Genomic DNA, 21,721 nt, shown 5'->3' on the forward strand with positions numbered 1-21,721 from the left:
CTCGCTCCTTTAGCGCGCAGCGACGACCTTGCCCCGGCATTCGCCAAAACCGATGGAGGCATACCCTTCACGGGTGCAACGGGCACGCAGGATGATTTCGTCGCCGTCCTCAAGGAACTTGCGAACCTCGCCCGACGCCAGTTCGATCGGGTGTTTACCGCCCTCGGTGATTTCCAGCAGGCTGCCCAGTTGCGAGCGGTCAGGGCCCGACAGGGTGCCCGAACCGAACAGGTCGCCCGACTGCAGCTGGCAACCGTTGACACTGTGGTGAGCCACCAGCTGCGCGGCAGTCCAGTACATGTTCAGACTGTTGCTCAAGCCCAGTCGATGGGCCGGCAGATTTTGTTCACGCATCCCCTGGGTCAGCAGTAGCACTTCGAGCTCGATGTCCAACGCGCCCTGGCCCTGATCCTTGGGATCGAGCAAGTACGCCAGGGGCTGCGGGTCGCCTTCAGGACGGGCCGGCTGCGCGCGACGGAACGGCTCCAGCGCTTCGGCCGTCACCACCCACGGGGAAATGCTGGTGATGAAGCTTTTGGACAGGAACGGCCCCAGCGGCTGGTATTCCCAGGCCTGGATATCACGCGCCGACCAGTCGTTGAGCAGGCAGAAACCGGCAATGTGTTCGCCCGCTTCGCTGACCGGGATGGCATCCCCCAAGTCATTGCCCTGGCCAATCCAGATACCCAGTTCCAGTTCGTAATCCAGACGTGCACAGGGCCCAAAAGTCGGCTCGGTCTGACCGGCGGGCAAGGTTTGTCCTTTAGGACGACGCACCTCGGCACCCGATGCGCGAATGGTGGAAGCGCGGCCGTGGTAGCCGATTGGCACGTACTTATAGTTGGGCAGCAAAGGATTGTCAGGGCGAAACAGTTTGCCGACGTTTTTCGCGTGTTCGATGCCGACATAAAAATCGGTGTAGTCACCGATTTTGGCCGGCAGGTGTAATTGGCAATCCGCCGCCAGCGGTAGCAGTTTCGCACCCTGGGCTTCGATCTTGCCCCGCAGGGTGCTGCCCTCGCCCAGCAGCTCCAGCAAGCGTTCGCGCAGGGCTACCCGGGCACTGCGGCCCAACGCAAAATAGGTATTCAAGGCGCCGCCCAGCGAGGCTTCCACCGCGACCTTGGCCTGACCTTCAAACAAACCGGCAGCCAGCGCCGCCTCAAGATCAAAAATGTGCTCGCCGATGGCGATACCGCTACGGGGCGCCGAGCCATTAAGGCTGAAGATCCCCATGGGCAAGTTTTGCAACGGGAAATCACTGTGGCCGTTGGCGGAGGCGATCCAGCTGCGGGTAAATGTGGACTGGGTCATGTTTATCTCCGATTCGGGTTGAAGGTTGTGGGCAGCGAAGCCCAGCAAGCGTCGTAACTGGATTGCAACTGCGGGCATTCAAGGGCGAACCGGCTGGGGCGCAACACCTGGCTGGTCTCAAACATAAAGGCCATGGTGTTATCGATTTTGCTCGGTTGCAGCTCTGCCGCAATGGCATTGGTACAGGTTTCGGCGTCCGGGCCATGGGCGCTCATGCAGCTGTGCAGCGAAGCACCGCCGGGCAGGAACCCCTCGGCCTTGGCGTCGTAACTGCCCTGGATCAGGCCCATGAACTCGTTCATCAGGTTGCGGTGGAACCATGGTGGCCGGAAGGTGTTTTCAGCCACCATCCAGCGCGGCGGGAAGATCACGAAGTCGAGGTTGGCCAGACCCGGCACGCTGGTGGGCGAGGTCAATACCGTGAAGATCGAGGGGTCGGGATGATCGAAGCTGACGGTGCCAATGGTGTTGAAGCGCCGCAGGTCATACTTGTACGGCACGTTATTGCCATGCCAGGCGACCACGTTGAGTGGCGAGTGATCCAGCTCGCAACCCCACAGTTCACCGAGGAATTTTTGCACCAGAGGGGTCGGTTGCCCGTTATGTTCGTAGTGGGCCACCGGGGCCAGAAAATCCCTGGGATTGGCCAGGCCATTGCTGCCAATGGGGCCCAGATCCGGCAGGCGCAGCGGCGCACCATGGTTTTCGGCCACGTAGCCACGGGCTTGCGGGTCGAGCAGTTCAACACGGAACTTGAGGCCACGGGGGATCACGGCAATCTCCAGAGGCTCAAGCTCCAGCACCCCCAACTCGGTCGCAATCCGTAGACGGCCCTGCTCGGGCACCAGCAGCAATTCACCGTCGGCCTTGAAGAACACGCGCCGCATCGAGGTGTTCGCGCAGTAGCTGTAAATGCTGATACCCGCAGGTTTGTCCGCAGCGCCATTGGCCGCCATAGCCACCAGACCGTCGATGAAATCTGTGGCCTCATCCGGGATTGGCAGCGGGTTCCAGCGCAGGCGATTGGGGGTTACCGGGCCCAATCCGCCGCCGCCCAGTTGCCGCCCGAGCTTGACGAATGCCGGGTGGTTGGCTGATGGCTTGATCCGGTACATCCAGGTGCGGCGCGATTCGCTGCGTGCCATGGTGAACGCGGTACCCGACAACAACTCGGTGTACAGCCCGTAGGGGACTTGTTGCGGAGAGTTCTGGCCGACCGGCAACGCGCCGGGCAATGCTTCGCTGCTGAATTCATTGCCAAACCCGGATTGATACACGAGATCGGACAAAGACGAGTCGAGGTTCATGGCGCCTCCAGTGTGGAGAATACAGCTGACTGCGCCCGGCCCGAAAACAGCTTGCGCGTCGCTGCGTTATTTTTATCGTAATTCAATTACGCATAACGTAATTTGATTGGTATTAAGCGTCAAGCTATAAAGACGCCCATTCGTCCCGAGATCCCAGCAGCCCATGGAAAAGCCACGCAGCAGTAACGACAGCACTGGCAAACAGAAAGTGCGCTCCGCCGAAGTCGGCACTGACATCCTCAAGGCCCTGGCCGAGCTGTCACCTTCCACTTCCCTGTCGCGTCTGGCCGAGCACGTGCAAATGCCGGCGAGCAAGGTGCATCGCTACTTGCAGGCATTAATCGCCAGTGGTTTTGCCGAGCAGAATGCAGCCACCAATCATTACGGACTGGGGCGTGAGGCGTTACGTGTGGGGCTGGCCGCACTCAACAGCATGGATGTGCTGAAAGTCGCCGCCCTGCCCATGGCCGAACTGCGCGATGACTTGAATGAAACCTGCTTTCTGGCGGTGTGGGGCAATCAGGGGGCAACCGTGGTGCATATTGAAGCCGCGGTTCGCGCAGTCACGGTGGTGACCAAACTGGGTTCGGTGCTACCCCTGCTGAGTTCGTCCACGGGGCTGGTGTTCAATGCCTTTCTGCCTGACCGGGAAACCGCCACATTGCGCGAGCTGGAGTTGCAAACCGATAAAATTCATCCGCTGAAAAAACCTGAAACCTACGCCGCAACCGGTGTACAGATCCGTGAACGGGGATTGCATTTTGTCCATGGCTTGCTGATGCCCGGGGTCGATGCATTATCGGCACCGGTGTTTGATGCCACCGGTCATGTGGCTGGCGTACTGACCGTGGTCGGGCCGGCGTCGCTGTTCCATGCCGATGAAAACGGCCCCGCAGCCAAGCGGCTGCTGGAAGCGAGCACGGCCATCAGCTGGCGGATGGGTTATCAACCGGGTTAACAACGCCTGCCGCGGTAAGACTGTGGAGTCTGGTTCGGCTTTCGACTATTGCCGAAGCGGTAACAGAGATTGTCGAAAAGCGGCCTTACTCCATAACAAGACAGCCATTATTCTTATCGAACTTTCCGGCACGGCTGCCGGTCACACGGATTGAGTCAACTCGACTCTCCCCCAGATTTACCCTGACGTTGATTTGTTGCTCCTTGATGAACGTCTTCGTTGGCCGCTGTCCTTCAGCGGCCTTTTTTATGCCCGGAATTTGCCGCGGTTCAAAGCAGCAGCATCAGCAATGGCGCCGCAAACAGGTTGAGGATCCCGGTGAGGACCATGACCAGCCCCGCCACTGACCCCTCTTCACTGCCGACCTCGCGGGCGCGGCTGACCCCCGCTCCGTGGGCCCCGATGCCGAACAGGGCACCCCGCGCCAGACTGCTGCGCAGCGGTAGCCACTTGAGCAGAATCCCCCCCAGCAGTGCGCCAAATACACCGGTAAACATTACGAACACCGCAGTCAGTTCGGGGACTCCGCCCAGGTGTTGGGCCAGGGGCATGGCGAACGGCGTGGTGATGGAACGGGGCACCAAAGACATGGTCAGCGATGTGTCGAGGGCCAGTGCCCTGGCCAGCCAGAATGAGCTGCCAATGGAGGCCACACTCCCTGCCAGCATCCCCAGCAACAAGGCGACCCAATGCCGCGCCAGCAACTTGCGCTGCTGCCAGATCGGCACGGCGAAGGCCACTGTCACCGGGCCCAATACCAGCATCAACCAATGGGTATCGCTTGAGTACTCGGCATAGGCGGTGTGTAGCGGTACGGCCACTGCGAGCAACAGGGCAGGCACCAGAATCAGCGGCGACAGCAGATAGCGCCCGGTGCGCCGGTACAGCCAGCGGCTCAGACCGTAGGCCCCGAGGGTGAGGATCAGCCAGAACACAGGCATCCATTCAAACTTCATGGCGCAGTCTCCAGCGGCATACGGCTTCGACGGTAAAGGCGGTCACCACCATGACCAACAAGGTGCTGACCCCGATCACCAGCAATATCCGCCATCCGTCATCGCGTACCAGTGCGCCGTAGTCGAGCAGGCTCATCAGCGCCGGGATGAAGAACAGCAACATTTCGGCCATCAATACCCCGGCACCCAATTGCAGGGTCGCCGGGTTGATCAGCCCCAAGGCAAATGCCAGCAGCAGCAAGGCCATGCCAATCACCCCGCCGGGTATTGGCAGGTGCCACCACGCCGCGATCTGACAGCCGAGAAAATAAATGGCCAGCAATACCGCCACCTCCACGACCAGACGGGCAAAGCGTTTTACATCGAAGCGTTTCATATGGGTTCCAGTGCAGACTGGACTTCAGTTTAAAGACAGGCCTTCCATCCCTAAAACGAATTGTTAGACTGGCAGCTATTCCAAAACGGAATCACGCACATGGAATTCAAACAACTGCGCACATTCGTTGAAGTGGCGCGCCAGGGCGGGTTTACCCAGGCCGCCCATCTGCTGCATATCAGCCAGTCAGCGGTGAGTAAACAGGTGGCGCAACTTGAGCAGAACCTTGGCACGCCACTGTTCGATCGCCTGGGTTCGCAGGTGCGCCTGACGGCGGCGGGAAATGTGGTGCTGCAGCGCGCAGAAGGCATGCTGCGCCTGCACAATGAGCTGCTCAGCGAGCTGGACGACTTGAGCCAGTTAACCCGGGGCGAGTTACGGGTAGGGCTGCCGCTACTGGGCAGTAATACCTTGTTCGCCAGCCTGTTTGCCGAGTACCGGCGGCGTTACCCCAATATTCAGGTGCAACTGCTCGAAGGCGGCAGCATGCATATTGAGCAGGCGGTGATGAGCGGAGAACTGGAGCTGGGCGGCAGTCTGACCCCGAAAAACCCGCTGTTCGGCTATCAACCGTTTTGCGATGAACCGCTGGATGCGCTGCTGCCGGAGGATCATCCGCTTGCACAGGACGGCAGCGTGCGTCTTGAGCAATTGGCCGATACACCGTTTTTGCTCTACCAGCGCAGCTTCATGCTCAACGAGCGTTTGCTGCAGGCGTGCCATCAATCGGGCTTCACACCCAAAGAAGGTGGCCGCAGCGGGCAATCGGATTTTTTAGTGGCGCTGGTGGCCGCCGGACAAGGCGTGGTGCTGCTGCCCAGCGTGGTGGCCCGGGCTCTGGTACGGCCGGGGGTCGTGCGTTTGAAGCTGATCGCGCCGGATTACCTGCGCTGGGATATCGCCTTTATCTGGCGCGACGGGGCTTATTTGTCGCGGGCAGCCCAAGCCTGGCTGGAGCTGCTGCGCGAGCGGCCGGTTATTGCGTCAGTGCCTTGATCAAGTCCTGCAGCCAGGGCTCGGCGTCTTCTTCCGGGGTAACGGTGACGCTGGAGTCCAGGCGCAGCATGGGTTGCACCTCGCGCAGCCCCAGCTCTGCGAACAGCTCACGGATTTGCTCGCCGCCGCCGCAGAAAGTGTCGCCATAACTTTCATCACCAAGGGCGATCACGGCACCGGGCAAGCCACGCCAGGCGGCCGGCAGCAGATCACGGATCTCGCAGTACAACGGCATCAGGTTGTCGGGCAGCTCGCCCATGCCCGTGGTCGAGGTGACGGCCAAAAAGGCTTCAGGAGCGAAGGCCTGAATATCTGCCAGGCGGGCGCGAGGATTGAGCAAAACCTCAAAGCCGGCATCGGTCAGCAGTTGTCTGGCGTTGCGGGCGACTTCTTCTGCGGTGCCGTACACCGAGCCGGAAAGGATGGCGACTTTCATCAATCTGATCCTGTAACTGACTAAAAGTCCGGGATATTAGCAGGTGAGGCGCAGCTTTCGGTGATGGCACGTAGACTGCACCTGCGACCGGCTTAAAATGCCAGCATTTTGCCGCCCCTCCGGAGAACCCCACGATGATTACTTCCCGCTTGTTGCAACGCATGGTGGACGCGTCCCAGGACGGCATTGTGATTGCCGAACAGGAAGGCGAAGACAACATTCTGATTTACGTGAACAAGGCGTTTGAAACGCTCACCGGTTACAGCAGCGACGATATTTTGTATCAGGACTGTCGCTTTTTGCAGGCCGGTGACCGCGATCAAACCGGCCTGCAATTGATCCGCGATGCCATCGCCAGCGGCCAGCCGACTCGCCAGATACTGCGCAACTATCGCAAGGATGGTGCGCATTTCTGGAACGAGCTGTCGATCACCCCCGTGTTTAACGAGAACGATCAGCTCACCTACTTTATTGGCGTGCAAAAAGATGTCACGGCCCAGGTCAAAGCCCAACAGCGGGTTGCGCAACTGGAAGCCGAACTGGCCGGGGTAAAAGCCGAACTCCAGGCGCTCAAGGCGACGAACGGAGTTAACAAAACACAGAATTGAGGGTCTTAGTCTCACCTGCGCTGATTTGTAACGCTAATTTACGAGCCAGATAATGTCCCACGAGACCCTTCTGACTCAGGACGAGTTGGATTTTATCCAGACGATGCATCAGAACCCGCAGCTCAATCAGCGGGACGCTTCGTCGAGCCTCACGGTTAAAGGGGTCTCGCAAATACGTGATCTGCTCACCCGCCTGGCCGCCCATGAACAAGTCACGATCCAGGCGCAATTTGCCGACCAGCAAATGAGCTTTCCGTTAAGCCTGGTGGAAGACGAGTTCCATGCACAGCATTTGCAGCTGGGAGCGCCGAGCATTTTTGAAGACGGGCCCCTTGGCCGCCCGTGGCGCCTGACCCTGGAAGAACCGGTGGCACTGGAGAATATTCGGGCCAGACCCGGAAACCTGTGGGTCACCCAGGTATCGTTCAAGGGACTGCTGGTAGAGGTGCGCAACAACAGTCAGCCACCGCGTCAGTTTGCCCAATGGTTCAGCCCCGTGGGCTATGAACGGATCGCCGTACGCGGCACGCTGGAGCGCAAGACCGAATCAGGCCTGTATGCCTACCGGCTTGGCCAGCACGATAAAGGCCAGACCGAGCGTCTGCGCCAGTTCATCCTGCAACAGCATCGTCTGGCGCATCCGGCATTTCACAGCTCATAGCCCTCAGCGCCCCTTGAGTTCAGCATCCAGCTGCTGACTCACCCCAGCAGCCTGGCGCCCCAAACAGACAACCGATGTTCCCTGCAGCGCCTCTTGCGCCGTGTGCACAGCCTCGCCCGCCAAAAACAGCGGACAGTTCAGGCTGGGCGCCAACCGCGTCAGCCGCCGATGGTGCGCGGCGCCCAGGGTACGCTGAGCAAACAGCACAACGGCCTGGGGCCTGATCTTCTCGCAAATCAGCGCAAGCTCGTCCAGTGGCTGCCCTGTCGCCAACACCCTGACCACCCGATCGTGGCGGCTCAGGAGCAAGCCGGCGACCAGCAGCTCCAGCTCATGACACAGCTCCGGCACTGCAACCATCACCACACACTGTGCGGCTTGTGCCGCCTGCATCTGCAGCCGGTGCTGTACCCGTGCGCGCAGGAACCCGTCCAGCATCAGCCATTCACTGGTGCGGCCGAACTCATCCCGCCCCCTGAGCAGTTGCTGCCACAGCGGCAGAAAAATATCCTGGAAAACGGTTTCTGCCGGGTAACCGGAATAAATCTGCCCGTACAGGCGTTCCAGCTCGGGCTCGTTGAATGCACTCAGCGCAGCCCCTGCACGGCATTGCCATTCACGGTGCTCATTGGCGACAGGCTGCGGGCGCTCATGTGCAGAGTCGTTGGCCAGTAACTGCGCGACTTTGCTGACGGCCACCCCGCGCTCCAGCCAGCCCATGACCCGGCGCACTGTCTCAATATCGGTCACGGAGTACAGACGATGCCCGCTTATGGTGCGCGTTGGCTGGATCAGACCGTAGCGCCGCTCCCAGGCGCGCAGGGTCACCGGGTTGATGCCTGTGAGCCGCGCGACTTCCCTGATCGGATACAAGCCTTGCTGTTCAGGGCAATCGGCAGATAACGCTACGGGCTCAAGTTCAGTAATCACGGGCATTGGAGGGCAAGGACCAAGAGGATATGCAGGGGATTCTACGCCTCATCGCGTCATCTGGTGCTCAAACAGGGGCCGGGATTTTCACGATGCTTTGCGGGATCAGACTTGTCAGCGATACAAACCGGCGCAAAAGAGCTCAGGAGGAACAATCCTTGCTTGTTTTCCAGAACACGGCCCACCACCCCGGTGCTGTGTTTTGTGGCTGCCCTACCCGGGCAGCATCAGCCTTCTGGAGATACACAATGTCTACCACTCCTGTCACCTTGCTGGTTGCACGCCGTGTCGCTGAAGGCCGCTATCAGGAATTGATCGCCTGGCTGCATGAGGGTGAACAATTGGCCACAGACTTTCCCGGCTACCTGGGCTCCGGCGCTCTGGCCCCGCCTGCGGGCGATGACGAGTTTCAGATCATTTTCCGCTTTGCCGACGAAGCCACCCTCCACGCCTGGGAACACTCGGTCTCGCGCAAGGCCTGGTTGCTGCGTGGCAGTGACCTGTTTGCCCATCCTTCAGAGCGCCGCGTGAAGGGTATCGATGGCTGGTTCGGTGCCACCGGTCAGCGCCCGCCCCGCTGGAAGCAAGCGGTGGCCATCTGGCTGGCTTTCTTTCCGGTGTCACTGCTGTTCAACTTTGTACTGGGCCCGCTGCTGGACGAGCTGAGTTTGCTGCCACGCATATTTGTCAGCACCCTGGCCCTGACCCCGCTGATGGTGTTCTGGTTTATTCCACTCTCAACCCACTTGCTGGCCAACTGGCTTCACAGCCTTCCAAACAAGCCGCCGGCCGGCGCAATCGCATCCCATCGCAGCTAAACCCGGATTCGGGCTTGGCCGTTACGTCGCGGACGCTGGTATAGTTTTGCTACTACGCCGCGACAGTTTCCGGCCTTACCTCACCGAGTCCGTCATGCCCTCTCCTTCTGCACCGATTCTGATCACTGGCGCTGGCCAGCGCATTGGTTTGCATTGCGCCAGGCAACTGCTGGCGGACGGTCATGGGGTGATCATCACCTACCGCAGTGAAAAACCCGGCGTACAAGCCTTGCGCGAACTGGGCGCCACGACGCTGTTTGCCGACTTTTCAAACGAAGAAGGTATTCTCGATTTTATCCAGCGCCTGAAAAGCCACACTGACTCGCTGCGGGCCATCGTCCATAATGCCTCGGCCTGGCTTGTGGATACCGTCGACGACCAGACCGCGGCCTTCACGCAAATGTTCAGCGTGCACATGCTCGCCCCCTACCTAATCAACCTGCACTGCACTGAACTGCTGGAGCGCTCGACTCCAGCGGACATTGTGCATATCAGCGACGATGTCACACGCAAGGGCAGCAGCAAGCATATTGCCTATTGCGCGACCAAGGCCGGGCTCGACAGCCTGACCCTGTCATTCGCCGCTAAACTGGCGCCACGCATCAAAGTCAACGGCATTGCCCCGGCCTTGCTGATGTTCAACCCGGACGATGACGCGGCGTACCGCGCCAGCACCCTGGCCAAGTCGGCGCTGGGGTTTGAACCCGGCGCCGAGGTGATTTATCAGAGCCTGCGCTACCTGCTGGATAACCCGTATGTGACCGGCACCACCTTGACCGTCAATGGCGGCCGGCATCTCAAATAGCCGTCCCCGAGGAAGTACTTCATGAGCGCAACACTGCCTGAGCAATATCGCGAGATCCTCATCGGTCTCGGTGAAAACCCTGACCGCGAAGGCTTGCTCGACACCCCAGAACGCGCAGCAAAAGCCATGCAGTACCTGTGTCATGGTTACGAACAAAGCGTTGAAACCATCGTCAATGGCGCCCTGTTTGCCTCGGACAGCGATGAAATGGTGATCGTCTCCGACATCGAGCTGTATTCGCTGTGCGAGCATCATTTGCTGCCGTTCATTGGCAAGGCGCATGTGGCCTATATCCCGACCGGCAAAGTGCTGGGCCTGTCGAAAATTGCCCGCATCGTCGACATGTTCGCCCGCCGCCTGCAAATCCAGGAAAACCTGACCCGGGAAATCGCCGATGCCATTCAGGACATTACCCAGGCCGCCGGTGTTGCCGTGGTGATTGAAGCCCGGCACATGTGCATGATGATGCGCGGCGTAGAAAAACAGAACTCAACCATGAACACCTCGGTCATGCTCGGCGCATTTCGCGAATCCAGCACCCGCATGGAGTTCCTGCAATTGATAGGACGGAGCAAGTCTTAATGCCACAACTTCAGCCAGGAATGGCCCGCATCCGCGTCAAAGACCTGTGTCTGCGCACGTACATCGGGATCAACGAGGAAGAAATCCTCAACAAGCAGGATGTATTGATCAACCTCACCATCCTCTATGCCGCCCAGCAAGCCGTGCGTGACAACGATATCGATCACGCCCTCAATTACCGGACCATCACCAAAGCGGTGATCCAGCATGTCGAAGACAACCGCTTCGCCCTGCTTGAGCGTCTGACCCAGGAACTGCTGGATCTGGTCATGGCCAATGGCGCCGTTCTGTACGCCGAAGTCGAAGTCGACAAGCCGCACGCGTTGCGCTTCGCCGAATCGGTTTCAATTACGCTGGCGGCAAGCCGCCAGGCACCCACCCTTTAAATATCGGTGAATCCCATGACGCCCCAAGAACGCCTTGAACTCGAAGCCGCCGCCTTTCGTCGCCTGGTTGCGCACCTGGACAGCCGCAAGGACGTGCAGAACATTGACCTGATGAACCTCTCGGGTTTTTGCCGTAATTGCCTGTCCAAGTGGTACAAGGCAGCGGCGGACGAGCGTCAGATCGACCTCAGCCTCGATGACGCCCGTGAAGTGGTGTACGGCATGCCTTATGCCGAGTGGAAATCCCAATATCAGAAAGAAGCCAGCGCCGAACAGGCTGCGGCCTTCGCAACAGGAAAAAAGCATGACTGATTTGAATACCCTGCGCGCCAGCCTCAACAGCGGCGAGCACCTGTTCGCCGATACCCTGGCGTTTATCGCAGCGCACTACGATTACCAGCCACAAGCCTTCACCAATGGTGGTGTAGAGAACGCGGCCGGGCAGAATGAGGGCTCGTGCAAAACACTGGGTCTGGCCCTGCTGGAAGGCCTGAGCGATAAAGAAGCACTGCTGGCTTTCGGCGAGCACTATCGCTCGGTGGTGGCGACCCCGGACGGCACGGACCACAGCAACATCCGCGGGTTGATCGCCCATGGCCTGGCCGGGGTTGAATTCACCGCCCCGCCGTTGACCCTGTAGGAGCGAGCTTGCTCGCGAGCTCTTCTTTGCTGCTCTGAAAATCTCGCGAGCAAGCTCGCTCCTACAATTTGCCCCACACAAAAAAACCGGCCGAAGCCGGTTTTTTTATGTCGCAAACTGTCAGAACTGCGCGTTCTGCAGGCCGTCCAGGTAGCGCTCGGCGTCCAGTGCAGCCATGCAGCCCGCACCTGCCGAAGTGATGGCCTGACGGTAGACGTGGTCAGCCACGTCGCCGGCCGCAAACACACCTTCGATGCTGGTGGCAGTAGCGTTGCCTTCACGGCCGCCCTGCACAACCATGTAGCCATCCTTGAGTTCCAGCTGGCCTTCAAACAACGAGGTGTTCGGCGTGTGGCCGATGGCAATGAAGACGCCGTCGACTTTCAGCTCGTCAAAGCTGCCATCGTTGTTTTTCAGGCGCGCACCGGTCACACCCATGTTGTCACCCAGCACTTCGTCCAGGGTGGCGTTAAGCTTGAGCTCGATCTTGCCTTCAGCCACACGTGCGTGCAGCTTGTCGATCAGGATCTTCTCGGCGCGGAATGTTTCGCGACGGTGAACCAGAGTCACCTTGCTGGCGATGTTGGCCAGGTACAGCGCCTCTTCAACAGCGGTGTTGCCACCGCCAACCACAGCCACAGGCTTGTTGCGGTAGAAGAAACCGTCACAGGTGGCACAGGCGGAAACGCCTTTGCCCATGAACGCTTCTTCAGACGGCAGACCCAGGTAACGGGCGCTGGCGCCTGTTGCAATGATCAACGCATCGCAGGTGTAAACACCGCTGTCGCCGGTAAGGCTGAACGGTTTGTTTTTCAGATCAACGGCGTTGATATGATCAAACACGATCTCGGTTTCAAAACGCTCGGCGTGTTCGCGCATGCGTTCCATCAAGACCGGACCGGTCAGGCCATGAACATCCCCCGGCCAGTTATCGACTTCGGTGGTGGTGGTCAGTTGACCGCCAGCCTGCATGCCCGTGATCAGCAGTGGTTTGAGGTTGGCGCGGGCCGCGTAGACCGCGGCGCTGTAACCGGCAGGGCCGGAACCCAGAATAATCACACGCGAATGACGTACTTCAGACATGACTCACTCCTATGACCGCCCGTGTCGAAACCGGGTCGGAACGCCGATTGACCGGCTGGAATAAAAAGAAATCGCAAACCTGCTCAGGCAACGCCTGAAACACGCAGATCCTGAAAAATATAGGTGCAGCGTATAGAGGCCGCAGAGAGTAAGGAAATATGCAATAACAATCCAGCTCATAGCTGGTCTCTATGTAGTCAAATAGATGCCTGGACGTCTTTGTTACAGCAATTGTCGATTCTTACGCAAGACTTTCGCCCTACAGATAAAGCCGTTAAGGTCGCCCGGTTTTCCACTGCTCGGAGCACACTATGCCCGCACCCGTTCTCTCTGGCCCTCAGTACTTGCGTGAAGGCCTCAAGTTGGTCCTCAGCCCTGGCCTGCGCCTGTTCGTGCTGTTGCCACTGCTGATCAATCTGGTGCTGTTCGTCGGGCTGATTTATTTCGCCGGGCACCAGTTCAGCCTGTGGGTCGATGCCCTGATGCCGTCGCTGCCCCACTGGCTCAGCTTCCTCAACTATTTATTGTGGCCGCTGTTCGTGGTGCTGGTGGCGTTGATGGTGTTTTTCACCTTCACCATGCTCGCCAATATCATTGCCGCCCCTTTCAACGGTTTTCTCTCGGAAAAAGTCGAAGCTGTGGTGCGCGGGGTGGATAACTCGCCGCCTTTTAGCTGGGGGGAACTGATCGCCATGGTGCCACGCACCCTGGCCCGTGAAATGCGCAAGCTGGGCTATTTTCTGCCGCGGGCGATTGCCCTGCTGATCCTGTCGTTTATTCCGGTGCTCAATTTGGTAGCCGCGCCCCTGTGGCTGATTTTCGGGGTCTGGATGATGGCCATCCAGTACATCGACTACCCGGCGGACAACCACAAGCTTGGGTGGAATGAGATGCTCGCCTGGCTGCGTGAAAAGCGCTGGCAGAGCCTGAGCTTTGGCGGGATCGTGTATCTGGTGCTGCTGATTCCGGTGGTCAACATTCTGATGATGCCGGCCGCTGTCGCAGGCGCGACCCTGTTCTGGGTGCGTGAGCGGGGCGACGAAGCACTGGCCAGAACCAGAGCCTGATCACTGCAGGGGCCTCGCAATGCTCTGACGCGAGGCACCTGCAGCTATTATTTTTGCCCGCGTCATAAATCCAACATGGCGCTGACATATTGTCGACATGGCTGTACCTGACACTGAGGTCATGACAACAGCCCTGCACATAGCCCTGATCACTGAAACCTTCCCGCCCGAAATCAATGGAGTGGCCAATACCCTCAGCCATTTGAGTGACGGCTTGCGTGCGCGCAATCATCTCGTGGAAGTGGTGCGCCCGCGCCAGACCGAGGATGCCAACCAGCGCAGTACCCCGACGCTGATGCTGTGTCGGGGCTGGCCTTTGCCGGGGTATCCGGGTCTGCAATGGGGCATGACGTCGACCCACAGGCTGACCAGACGCTGGCAGCAGCAGCGCCCGGATGTGGTGTACATCGCGACTGAAGGGCCATTGGGATTGTGTGCATTGCGTGTTGCCCGACGCCTGGGCATCGCGGTGGTCAGCGGTTTTCACACCAACTTTCAACAGTACTTCAACCAATATGGTTTGACCTTCTTCAGCCGCGCCCTGACCCGCTATCTGCGCTGGTTCCATAACCGCTCCAGCCTGACCCTGGTGCCCAGTGCCAGCCAGCGCCTGGAACTGACGCGCAGACATTTCGAGCGGCTGGAGTTACTCGCCCGCGGCGTCGACAGTCAGCTGTTCAGTCCGTCCAGACGACAAATGTCTTTGCGCCAAAGTTGGGGCCTGAGGGAAAACGATATTGCGCTGCTACATGTCGGGCGCCTGGCACCGGAAAAAAACCTCGGAGCCCTCAAACGTTGCCTTGATGCATTGCAAGCACGCTATCCGGCACGGCGCTTCAAGTTGATTGTGGTCGGTGACGGACAAAAGCGGGCTGCTCTCGAGGCATCGTTGCCCGAGGCGGTTTTTTGCGGGGTGCAGTGCGCAGAAGCCCTGGCCAACCATTACGCCAGCGCAGATGTGTTTTTATTTCCAAGCCTTTCCGAGACCTTTGGCAACGTGGTGCTTGAAGCCCAGGCCTCGGGGCTGGGGGTCGTGGCCTATGACGAGGCCGCTGCCGGCCAGCATATTCGCCATGGCTATAACGGCGTGCTGGCCATGCCGGGTGATGAGTATGCCTGGCTTGAAGCCGCCTGCTGGCTGCTCGAAGACCCGGAAACCCTGCGCACCATTCGTCTCAATGCCCGCCGGCATGCCAGCCGTCAAAGCTGGCAGGGCATCATCGAGCAGTTCGAAGGCCATTTGCTGCGGGCTGCCCGGGGCTGCACCGGCGCCGTCGAAGTGCCGGTTTAAGACAGGGCTTTTTCAATCGCCTGAATAACCGTCGCATCGTCCGGTGCGGTACGCGGTGAAAAGCGTTCGAGCACGCGGCCGTCCGGACCCACCAGAAATTTCTCGAAGTTCCAGCTGATGTCACCCGGGAACTCTGCCCCTTCGCCGGCCAGCAAGCGATACAGTTGATGACGCTCCGGACCGTTTACGTCCAGCTTGGCGCTCAGTTCAAAAGTCACGCCATAGTTCAGGCTGCAAAATTCGCGGATTTGCTCTTCAGTGCCCGGTTCTTGCCCGGCGAACTGGTTGCAGGGCACGCCAAGCACCCTGAAGCCCCTGGCCTTGTACTGCTGATAAAGGTTTTCCAGCGCGGCATATTGCGGGGTCAATCCACATTTCGAGGCAACGTTCACCACCAGCACAACCTGGTCTTTGAAGGTTTCCAGGAGCAGCGGCTTGCCGTCCAGTGCGTGGAGATTAAGTTCGTGAAAAGCGCTCATGACAAACTCCTGAATTCCCGGGCCATGTATAAACAATCGCCTGAAGTGCCGATTGCCATATTCTTCAAAAAGCAAAAAGGCGCCCGTAGGCGCCTTTTTCTGGCTAGCTCGCAATTGAGCGTAGCAGCAGTGATCAGTGCTGATGACCGCCTTCACCGTGCACGTGACCGTGAGCAACTTCTTCTTCGCTCGCGTCACGTACTGCAACAACCTTGACCTTGAAGGTCAGGCGCTGGCCTGCCAACGGGTGGTTGCCGTCTACAGTTACGTCGTCACCGTCCAGATCACGGATAGTCACGATCTGCATCTGACCGTCCGGCGCGGAAGCGTGGAACTGCATGCCCACTTCCAGTGTGTCTACGCCTTCGAACATGCTGGCGCTCAAGGTGCTGACCAGTTCGGCAGAGTACTCGCCGTAAGCGTCTTCAGGTTCAACGGTCACTGTCAGTTCTTCACCAACGGCCTTGCCGTCAAGCGCCTTTTCCAGACCCGGAATGATGTTACCTGCGCCTTGCAGGTAAACCAGCGGTGCACCGCCGGCAGAGCTATCGATGACATCACCATCGTCGTTGGTCAGGGTATATTCGATGGAGACAGCCTTGTTGGCGGCGATCGTCATGGGGCGAGACCTTTTGCAAAAAAATAAGTGAGTTCGCAAGTCTAACCAAGCAATCGCCCGAAAGCGAATACAACAAAGACCAACGGATAACTTTGAAAACTTCAACGATCATTGGCTGGCGTCAAGATGAAGAGCAGCACTGGGTCGCAGTGTTGTCATGTGGCCATACCCAGCACCTTCGTCACCAGCCACCCTGGCAATCCAGGCCCTGGGTCCTTGACCCGCAGCAACGCCAGAAAAAAATAGGTCAGCCCTTTACCTGTGGCTGGTGTGCTCAAGACGCAGATAGCGCTAATCTTGGCAATTGATTCAGGCACCCGTCCCGCACATCGGACGCTGCCCTGCACTGCCACGTCAGGAAGCTCGCATGCAAACTTTCTTTATTGCCCCCACTGATTTCGGTGTGGGCCTGACATCTATTAGCCTCGGACTGGTTCGCACGCTGGAGCGCGCGGGGTTGAAAGTCGGCTTTTTCAAGCCGATTGCCCAGCCGCATCCGGGTGATATCGGCCCTGAGCGCTCGACCGAACTGATCGCCCGCACCCACGGTCTCAAGCCGCCAACCCCTTTGGGGCTGGCCCATGTGGAACGCATGCTGGGTGACGGCCAACTGGATGAACTGCTCGAAGAAATCATCAGCCTTTATCAAGAAGCAGCCATTGGTAAAGATGTACTGATCGTTGAGGGCATGGTGCCCACCCGCACCGCCAGTTACGCCGCACGGGTCAACCTGCACCTGGCCAAGAGCCTGGATGCCGAGGTGATTCTGGTGTCGGCCCCGGAAAACGAAGTGCTGACCGAGCTCTCCGGCCGGGTTGAATTGCAGGCACAGTTGTTTGGTGGCCCCAAAGATCCGAAAGTGCTGGGCGTGATCCTCAACAAGGTGCGCACCGACGAAAGCATGGAAGTTTTTTCGGCGCGCCTCAAAGAGCACTCGCCGTTGCTGCGCAGTGGCGATTTCAGACTGCTGGGCTGCATTCCTTACCAACCCGAACTCAACGCGCCACGCACCCGCGACGTGGCCGACCTGCTGGGTGCCCAGGTGCTGAATGCCGGGGACTACGAAACCCGGCGCATGTCGAAAATCATTCTGTGCGCCCGCACCGTACTCAACACCTTGCAACTGCTCAAACCCGGGGTGCTGGTGGTTACCCCCGGCGATCGCGATGACATTATTCTGGCTGTCAGCCTGGCGGCCATGAATGGCGTGCCGCTGGCCGGGCTGCTGCTGACCAGCGACACCAAGCCCGACCCGCGCCTTATGGAACTGTGCCGTGGTGCGCTGCAGGCCGGGCTGCCGGTGCTGTCAGTGAGTACAGGGTCCTATGACACGGCGAACCAGCTCAACCAGCTGAACAAGGAAATCCCGATTGATGACCGCGAGCGCGCGCAAATCATCACCGACTTTGTTGCCGGCCATCTGGACGCCAACTGGCTGCATCAACGCTGCGGCACCCCGCGGGAAATGCGCCTGACCCCGGCGGTGTTCCGCTATCAACTGATCCAGCGGGCCCAGCAAGCCAACAAGCGCATCGTCCTGCCCGAGGGCAGCGAGCCATTGACCGTGCAGGCGGCTGCCATTTGCCATGCCCGCGGAATTGCCCGCTGCGTATTGCTGGCCAAACCTGAAGAGGTTCTGGCAGTGGCCAAGGCCCACGGTTTCGAGCTGCCTGAGGGGCTGGAGATTCTGGACCCGGATCTGATTCGCGGGCGTTACGTCGAACCGATGGTGGCGCTGCGTAAAACCAAAAGCATCAATGCGCCGATGGCCGAGCAACAGCTGGAGGACACCGTGGTGATCGGCACCATGATGCTGGCCCTGGACGAAGTGGACGGGCTGGTTTCCGGGGTTATTCACTCGACCGCCAACACCATCCGCCCTGCCCTGCAACTGATCAAAACGGCACCTGGCTGCACCCTGGTGTCATCGGTGTTCTTCATGCTGTTTCCCGAACAAGTGCTGGTATATGGCGACTGCGTGATGAACCCGCATCCGTCCGCCAGTGAACTGGCCGAAATTGCCTTGCAAAGCGCCGACTCGGCCGCCGCCTTCGGCATTACCCCGCGGGTGGCAATGATCAGCTACTCCAGCGGCGAATCGGCCAGTGGCGAAGAGGTCGAAAAAGTACGCGAAGCCACCCTGCTGGCCCATGAGGCCCAGCATTCGTTGCTGATCGACGGGCCTCTGCAATATGACGCCGCTGCCAATGAAGCGGTCGCCAGACAACTGGCCCCCGACAGCAAAGTGGCGGGCCGGGCGACGGTCTTTGTGTTCCCGGACCTGAACACCGGCAACACCACGCACAAGGCGGTACAACGCAGCGCCGATTGCGTCAGCCTTGGGCCTATGCTGCAAGGTCTGCGCAAACCGGTAAATGATCTGCCTCGCGGCGCGCAAGTCGACGACATTGTCTACACCATCGCCCTCACGGCGATTCAAGCCGCCAACCGACCTATGGATGTGTAAATGCTGGATTTCCTGCCTGCGCCGTTACGCGGCGTCATCGCTTCATTGCTACTGGCGATCAACACTATCCTGTGTTGCACGCCGCTGTTCGTAGTTGCCATTTTCAAGCTGTGCCTGCCATTCCCGGCAGCGCAGCGTGTGACCGACGAGTTGATGCGCCGGATCCACGAAGCCTGGGTCAGCAACAATTCGCGCTGGATGGATTTACTGCGCAAGACCCGCTGGCACATCGAAGGCCTTGAGGGGCTGGACTACCAGCACTCCTACCTGATCACCAGCAACCACCAGAGCTGGGTTGACATCATGGTGCTGCAGTACGTGCTCAACAAACGTATTCGTCCGCTCAAGTTCTTCCTCAAGCAGGAGCTGATCTGGGTCCCGGTGATCGGTCTGGCGTGGTGGGCTCTGGGCTTCCCGTTCATGAAGCGCTACACCAAGGCTTACCTGGACAAACACCCGGAGAAAAAAGGCGCGGACCTGGCCACCACCCGTAAAACCTGCGCCAAGTTTAAAAACCAGTCGGTAGCGATTTTCAATTTCGTTGAAGGCACACGCTTTACCGAGGCCAAACACGCGCAGCAGAACTCTCCGTTTCGCTACCTGCTCAAGCCCAAGGCCGGCGGCATTGCCTTTGTCCTGGATGCGATGGGCGAACAGCTGCAATCGATCATCAACGTGACGATCCACTACCCAGGCGGCAGACCGGGTTATTGGGATCTGCTGTGCGGCAACGTGCGGGAGGTGGTGGTGGATTTCGAAGAGCTGAGAATCCCGGCCGGGTTTATCGGTAAAAACTACGACCAGGACCCTGAGTACAAGCGGGCGTTTCAGAGCTGGATCAATACCTTGTGGGAAAACAAGGACCGGCTGCTGGACGAGTTGCATCGCAAATACCCCGGCGCCTGAGCTATCCCCTTGCTGTGGGCGCGAGCTTGCCTGGAATAGATCGCGAGCAAGCTCGCTCCTGCAGAGGGGAAATACACGCGCATAAAAAAGCCCGCCACCGAGTACTCGGTGGCGGGCTTTTTCGTACGGCTTAGATAGCGCCGTGTTTGCGCAACAGCTCCAGTACCAGCTTCACACTTTCATCCAGCGACAGCGATTGCGTATTGACCACCAGATCGGCATTCAACGGCACGTCATACGGGAAAGATTCTCCCGGGATGTTATCGCCACCGGCTGCATACAGCCCTTGCGGGTCACGCTCGGCACATACGGCCGGAGATGCCTGCACATAGACGGTCAGCAGGCGATCATCACCGATCAGTGCCTTGGACTCTTCACGGCCCAGGGCATCCGGAGCCACGAACGCGGCCAGGGTCAACAAACCGGCTTCGTTGAACTGACGCGCCACATGGGCAGCACGACGCCAGTTCTCGGTACGCCCGGCACGATCCTGGGGCAAGCCCTTGTTCAGGTCGTGGCGCAGGTTCTGGCCATCCAGTACGAACACTGCACGCCCCATATCGAACAGCTTGCGCTCAACGGCGTAGGCCAGGGTGCTTTTGCCCGCCCCGGAGAGACCGCTGAACAGCACGGTGGCCGGTTGCTGGCCAAAACGCTGGGCCCGCTCCTCGGTGGTCACATGGGCCAGTTCACCATGATGGGTCGCGCTGCCATGGCTCTGCGGCTGGGCGACAATCATGCCCGCGCCGACGGTGCCGTTGGTCAGGCGATCGATAATAATGAATGAGCCCGTGGTGCGGTTGCTGGCATAGCCATCCAGCGCAATCGGTGCATCGAGGCTGATCCTGACCTTACCGATCTCGTTCAGCTGCAAGGCACTGGCCGGGCCTTCTTCCAGGGTGTTTACATCGACCTTGTTGACGATGCTGGCGATCGAACCCGGCACATAGCTGGTGGCACGCTTGATGTCGTATTTCTTGCCCGGCAACATCGGCTCTTCAGCCATCCACACCAGCATGGCCTCAAAGTTGTCGGTCACCAGCGGCTGGTTGTCGGCATGCACCAACAGGTCGCCACGGGAGATGTCGATCTCGTCTTCCATGGTCAGCGTCACCGCCTGACCCGGACCGGCGTGTTCCAGTTCACCTTCAAAGGTGACGATGGATTTGACCCGGCTGCTCTTGCCCGACGGCAGCACCACAATTTCGTCGCCCTTGCGCACGATGCCGCTGGCCAGCGTACCGGCAAAGCCACGGAAGTTCAGGTTGGGACGGTTCACGTACTGCACCGGGAAGCGCAGGTCGGTGAGGTTGCGATCGGCCGCCACTTCAACGGTTTCAAGAATTTCCATCAGCGACTGGCCGGTGTACCACGGCGAGCGCTCGCTTTTGTTCACCACGTTGTCGCCCTTGAGGGCAGACATCGGCACAAAGTGCATGCTGGTGGGCTTCATCTGCAAGCCTTCGGCGAACTTCAGGTAATCGGCCTTGATCGACTCGAAAACACCCTGATCGAAGTCCTTGAGGTCCATCTTGTTGATGGCCACCACGATGTGTTTGATGCCCAGCAACGAAGCGATGAAGCTGTGGCGACGGGTCTGGGTCTGCACGCCGTAACGGGCATCCACCAGAATGATCGCCAGGTCACAGGTCGAAGCACCGGTGGCCATGTTGCGGGTGTACTGCTCATGGCCCGGGGTGTCGGCAATGATGAATTTACGCTTGGCGGTCGAGAAATAACGGTACGCCACGTCAATGGTGATGCCCTGCTCGCGCTCGGCTTGCAGACCGTCCACCAGCAGCGCCAGGTCGATGTCGTCACCGGTGGTGCCGCTCTTTTTCGAGTCACGCGTGATGGCTTCCAGGTGATCTTCGTAGATCATCTTGGAGTCGTGCAGCAGGCGCCCGATGAGGGTGCTCTTGCCGTCGTCGACGTTGCCGCAGGTCAGAAAGCGCAACATCTCTTTGCGCTCGTGCTGGCCCAGGTAGGCGAGGATGTCCTCGCTGATCAAATCAGATACATGCGACATGACAACC

24 protein-coding genes and 1 pseudogene are annotated in these 21,721 nt (G+C 59.2%); 15 read left to right on the forward strand and 10 right to left on the reverse strand.

All coding sequences use genetic code 11. From position 1 onward, the window contains the following. Positions 1-9: 9 nt before the first annotated feature. Positions 10-1,314 carry a fumarylacetoacetase gene (gene fahA, locus JQ848_RS18320; RefSeq protein ID WP_010656024.1) on the reverse strand — a complete coding sequence of 435 codons (1,305 nt, stop codon included), beginning with the start codon at positions 1,312-1,314 and terminating at the stop codon, positions 10-12. A gap of 2 nt (positions 1,315-1,316) precedes the next feature. Beyond that, positions 1,317-2,621, reverse strand: coding sequence for a homogentisate 1,2-dioxygenase (hmgA, locus tag JQ848_RS18325; RefSeq protein WP_202211003.1), 1,305 nt, complete (start codon positions 2,619-2,621; stop codon positions 1,317-1,319). Between the two features lie 163 nt (positions 2,622-2,784). On the opposite strand from hmgA, the gene JQ848_RS18330 reads away from it, so the two are divergent. After that, entirely contained in the window at positions 2,785-3,579 is a 795-nt protein-coding gene (locus JQ848_RS18330; protein WP_003439978.1) for an IclR family transcriptional regulator, read from the forward strand. Positions 3,580-3,848: 269 nt separating this feature from the next. Here JQ848_RS18330 and JQ848_RS18335 read toward each other — a convergent pair whose 3' ends face one another. Then, positions 3,849-4,535: an LrgB family protein gene (locus JQ848_RS18335; protein WP_003439976.1), complete on the reverse strand. Its 687-nt coding sequence runs from the start codon at positions 4,533-4,535 to the stop codon at positions 3,849-3,851. After that, positions 4,525-4,911: a CidA/LrgA family protein gene (locus JQ848_RS18340; RefSeq protein WP_202211004.1), complete on the reverse strand. Its 387-nt coding sequence runs from the start codon at positions 4,909-4,911 to the stop codon at positions 4,525-4,527. The genes JQ848_RS18335 and JQ848_RS18340 overlap by 11 nt, the downstream gene beginning before the upstream one ends. Before the next feature lie 99 nt (positions 4,912-5,010). On the opposite strand from JQ848_RS18340, the gene JQ848_RS18345 reads away from it, so the two are divergent. After that, complete coding sequence (locus tag JQ848_RS18345) at positions 5,011-5,907, forward strand: LysR family transcriptional regulator (RefSeq protein WP_003439970.1); 897 nt, start codon at positions 5,011-5,013, stop codon at positions 5,905-5,907. Here the strand turns inward: JQ848_RS18345 and JQ848_RS18350 are convergent. Then, on the reverse strand, positions 5,888-6,343 hold the full coding sequence (locus JQ848_RS18350; RefSeq protein ID WP_003439968.1) for a flavodoxin: 456 nt from the start codon (positions 6,341-6,343) through the stop codon (positions 5,888-5,890). The two genes, JQ848_RS18345 and JQ848_RS18350, sit on opposite strands and share 20 nt — an antisense overlap. Before the next feature lie 134 nt (positions 6,344-6,477). Here JQ848_RS18350 and JQ848_RS18355 point away from each other — a divergent pair, with 134 nt between their 5' ends. Both JQ848_RS18355 and JQ848_RS18360 read left to right on the forward strand, forming a co-directional pair. After that, positions 6,478-6,951 carry a PAS domain-containing protein gene (locus JQ848_RS18355; protein WP_127196053.1) on the forward strand — a complete coding sequence of 158 codons (474 nt, stop codon included), beginning with the start codon at positions 6,478-6,480 and terminating at the stop codon, positions 6,949-6,951. Positions 6,952-7,003: 52 nt separating this feature from the next. Then, positions 7,004-7,612 (forward strand): hypothetical protein, encoded by a 609-nt coding sequence (locus JQ848_RS18360; protein WP_003439965.1) that lies wholly within the window; start codon positions 7,004-7,006, stop codon positions 7,610-7,612. A gap of 3 nt (positions 7,613-7,615) precedes the next feature. On the opposite strand, the gene JQ848_RS18365 is transcribed toward JQ848_RS18360, so the two are convergent. After that, positions 7,616-8,548 carry a MerR family transcriptional regulator gene (locus JQ848_RS18365; protein WP_010656028.1) on the reverse strand — a complete coding sequence of 311 codons (933 nt, stop codon included), beginning with the start codon at positions 8,546-8,548 and terminating at the stop codon, positions 7,616-7,618. Positions 8,549-8,790: 242 nt separating this feature from the next. Between JQ848_RS18365 and JQ848_RS18370 the strand changes: the two genes are divergently transcribed. The 6 genes from JQ848_RS18370 to JQ848_RS18395 all read left to right on the forward strand — a co-directional run bounded on the left by JQ848_RS18370 (position 8,791) and on the right by JQ848_RS18395 (position 11,773). Beyond that, complete coding sequence (locus JQ848_RS18370) at positions 8,791-9,360, forward strand: antibiotic biosynthesis monooxygenase (protein WP_202211005.1); 570 nt, start codon at positions 8,791-8,793, stop codon at positions 9,358-9,360. Positions 9,361-9,454: 94 nt separating this feature from the next. Next, the gene (folM, locus tag JQ848_RS18375) at positions 9,455-10,165 is read left to right on the forward strand and encodes a dihydromonapterin reductase (protein ID WP_161717946.1); all 711 of its coding nucleotides are present in this window, start codon (positions 9,455-9,457) and stop codon (positions 10,163-10,165) included. Between the two features lie 21 nt (positions 10,166-10,186). Next, positions 10,187-10,747 carry a GTP cyclohydrolase I FolE gene (gene folE, locus JQ848_RS18380; protein WP_003439956.1) on the forward strand — a complete coding sequence of 187 codons (561 nt, stop codon included), beginning with the start codon at positions 10,187-10,189 and terminating at the stop codon, positions 10,745-10,747. Beyond that, a complete protein-coding gene (folX, locus tag JQ848_RS18385) occupies positions 10,747-11,133 on the forward strand; it encodes a dihydroneopterin triphosphate 2'-epimerase (protein WP_003439954.1) in 387 nt (128 codons plus the stop codon). Before folE ends, folX begins: the two co-directional genes overlap by 1 nt. Positions 11,134-11,148: 15 nt before the next feature. After that, positions 11,149-11,445 carry a DUF1244 domain-containing protein gene (locus tag JQ848_RS18390; protein WP_003439952.1) on the forward strand — a complete coding sequence of 99 codons (297 nt, stop codon included), beginning with the start codon at positions 11,149-11,151 and terminating at the stop codon, positions 11,443-11,445. Beyond that, positions 11,438-11,773, forward strand: a complete 336-nt coding sequence (locus JQ848_RS18395) for a HopJ type III effector protein (RefSeq protein ID WP_010656030.1) — start codon at positions 11,438-11,440, stop codon at positions 11,771-11,773. Before JQ848_RS18390 ends, JQ848_RS18395 begins: the two co-directional genes overlap by 8 nt. A 120-nt stretch (positions 11,774-11,893) precedes the next feature. Here JQ848_RS18395 and trxB read toward each other — a convergent pair whose 3' ends face one another. Then, positions 11,894-12,856 carry a thioredoxin-disulfide reductase gene (gene trxB / locus JQ848_RS18400; protein ID WP_003439949.1) on the reverse strand — a complete coding sequence of 321 codons (963 nt, stop codon included), beginning with the start codon at positions 12,854-12,856 and terminating at the stop codon, positions 11,894-11,896. 311 nt (positions 12,857-13,167) lie between these two features. Here trxB and cysZ point away from each other — a divergent pair, with 311 nt between their 5' ends. Beyond that, a complete protein-coding gene (gene cysZ / locus JQ848_RS18405) occupies positions 13,168-13,923 on the forward strand; it encodes a sulfate transporter CysZ (RefSeq protein ID WP_003439947.1) in 756 nt (251 codons plus the stop codon). Positions 13,924-14,020: 97 nt separating this feature from the next. Then, positions 14,021-15,214, forward strand: coding sequence for a glycosyltransferase family 4 protein (locus JQ848_RS18410; RefSeq protein ID WP_161717945.1), 1,194 nt, complete (start codon positions 14,021-14,023; stop codon positions 15,212-15,214). On the opposite strand, the gene JQ848_RS18415 is transcribed toward JQ848_RS18410, so the two are convergent. Both JQ848_RS18415 and JQ848_RS18420 read right to left on the reverse strand, forming a co-directional pair. Then, entirely contained in the window at positions 15,211-15,693 is a 483-nt protein-coding gene (locus JQ848_RS18415) for a glutathione peroxidase (RefSeq protein WP_003439942.1), read from the reverse strand. The two genes, JQ848_RS18410 and JQ848_RS18415, sit on opposite strands and share 4 nt — an antisense overlap. Before the next feature lie 133 nt (positions 15,694-15,826). Next, complete coding sequence (locus tag JQ848_RS18420; protein WP_003439940.1) at positions 15,827-16,312, reverse strand: FKBP-type peptidyl-prolyl cis-trans isomerase; 486 nt, start codon at positions 16,310-16,312, stop codon at positions 15,827-15,829. Here JQ848_RS18420 and JQ848_RS18425 point away from each other — a divergent pair. The 3 genes and pseudogenes from JQ848_RS18425 to JQ848_RS18435 all read left to right on the forward strand — a co-directional run bounded on the left by JQ848_RS18425 (position 16,311) and on the right by JQ848_RS18435 (position 19,685). Continuing rightward, positions 16,311-16,620, forward strand: a pseudogene (locus JQ848_RS18425) (DUF3565 domain-containing protein). The gene JQ848_RS18420 and the pseudogene JQ848_RS18425 overlap by 2 nt on opposite strands. 59 nt (positions 16,621-16,679) lie before the next feature. Then, the gene (gene pta / locus JQ848_RS18430; RefSeq protein ID WP_003439937.1) at positions 16,680-18,779 is read left to right on the forward strand and encodes a phosphate acetyltransferase; all 2,100 of its coding nucleotides are present in this window, start codon (positions 16,680-16,682) and stop codon (positions 18,777-18,779) included. Next, the gene (locus tag JQ848_RS18435; protein WP_003439935.1) at positions 18,780-19,685 is read left to right on the forward strand and encodes an acyltransferase; all 906 of its coding nucleotides are present in this window, start codon (positions 18,780-18,782) and stop codon (positions 19,683-19,685) included. A gap of 130 nt (positions 19,686-19,815) precedes the next feature. Here JQ848_RS18435 and cysN read toward each other — a convergent pair whose 3' ends face one another. Further along, positions 19,816-21,714, reverse strand: coding sequence for a sulfate adenylyltransferase subunit CysN (gene cysN, locus JQ848_RS18440; protein WP_003439933.1), 1,899 nt, complete (start codon positions 21,712-21,714; stop codon positions 19,816-19,818). Positions 21,715-21,721 lie beyond the last annotated feature (7 nt).

The sequence above is a fragment of the Pseudomonas paraversuta genome (assembly GCF_904067025.1).
In the GTDB taxonomy this organism is placed as follows: Bacteria; Pseudomonadota; Gammaproteobacteria; order Pseudomonadales; family Pseudomonadaceae; genus Aquipseudomonas; species Aquipseudomonas paraversuta.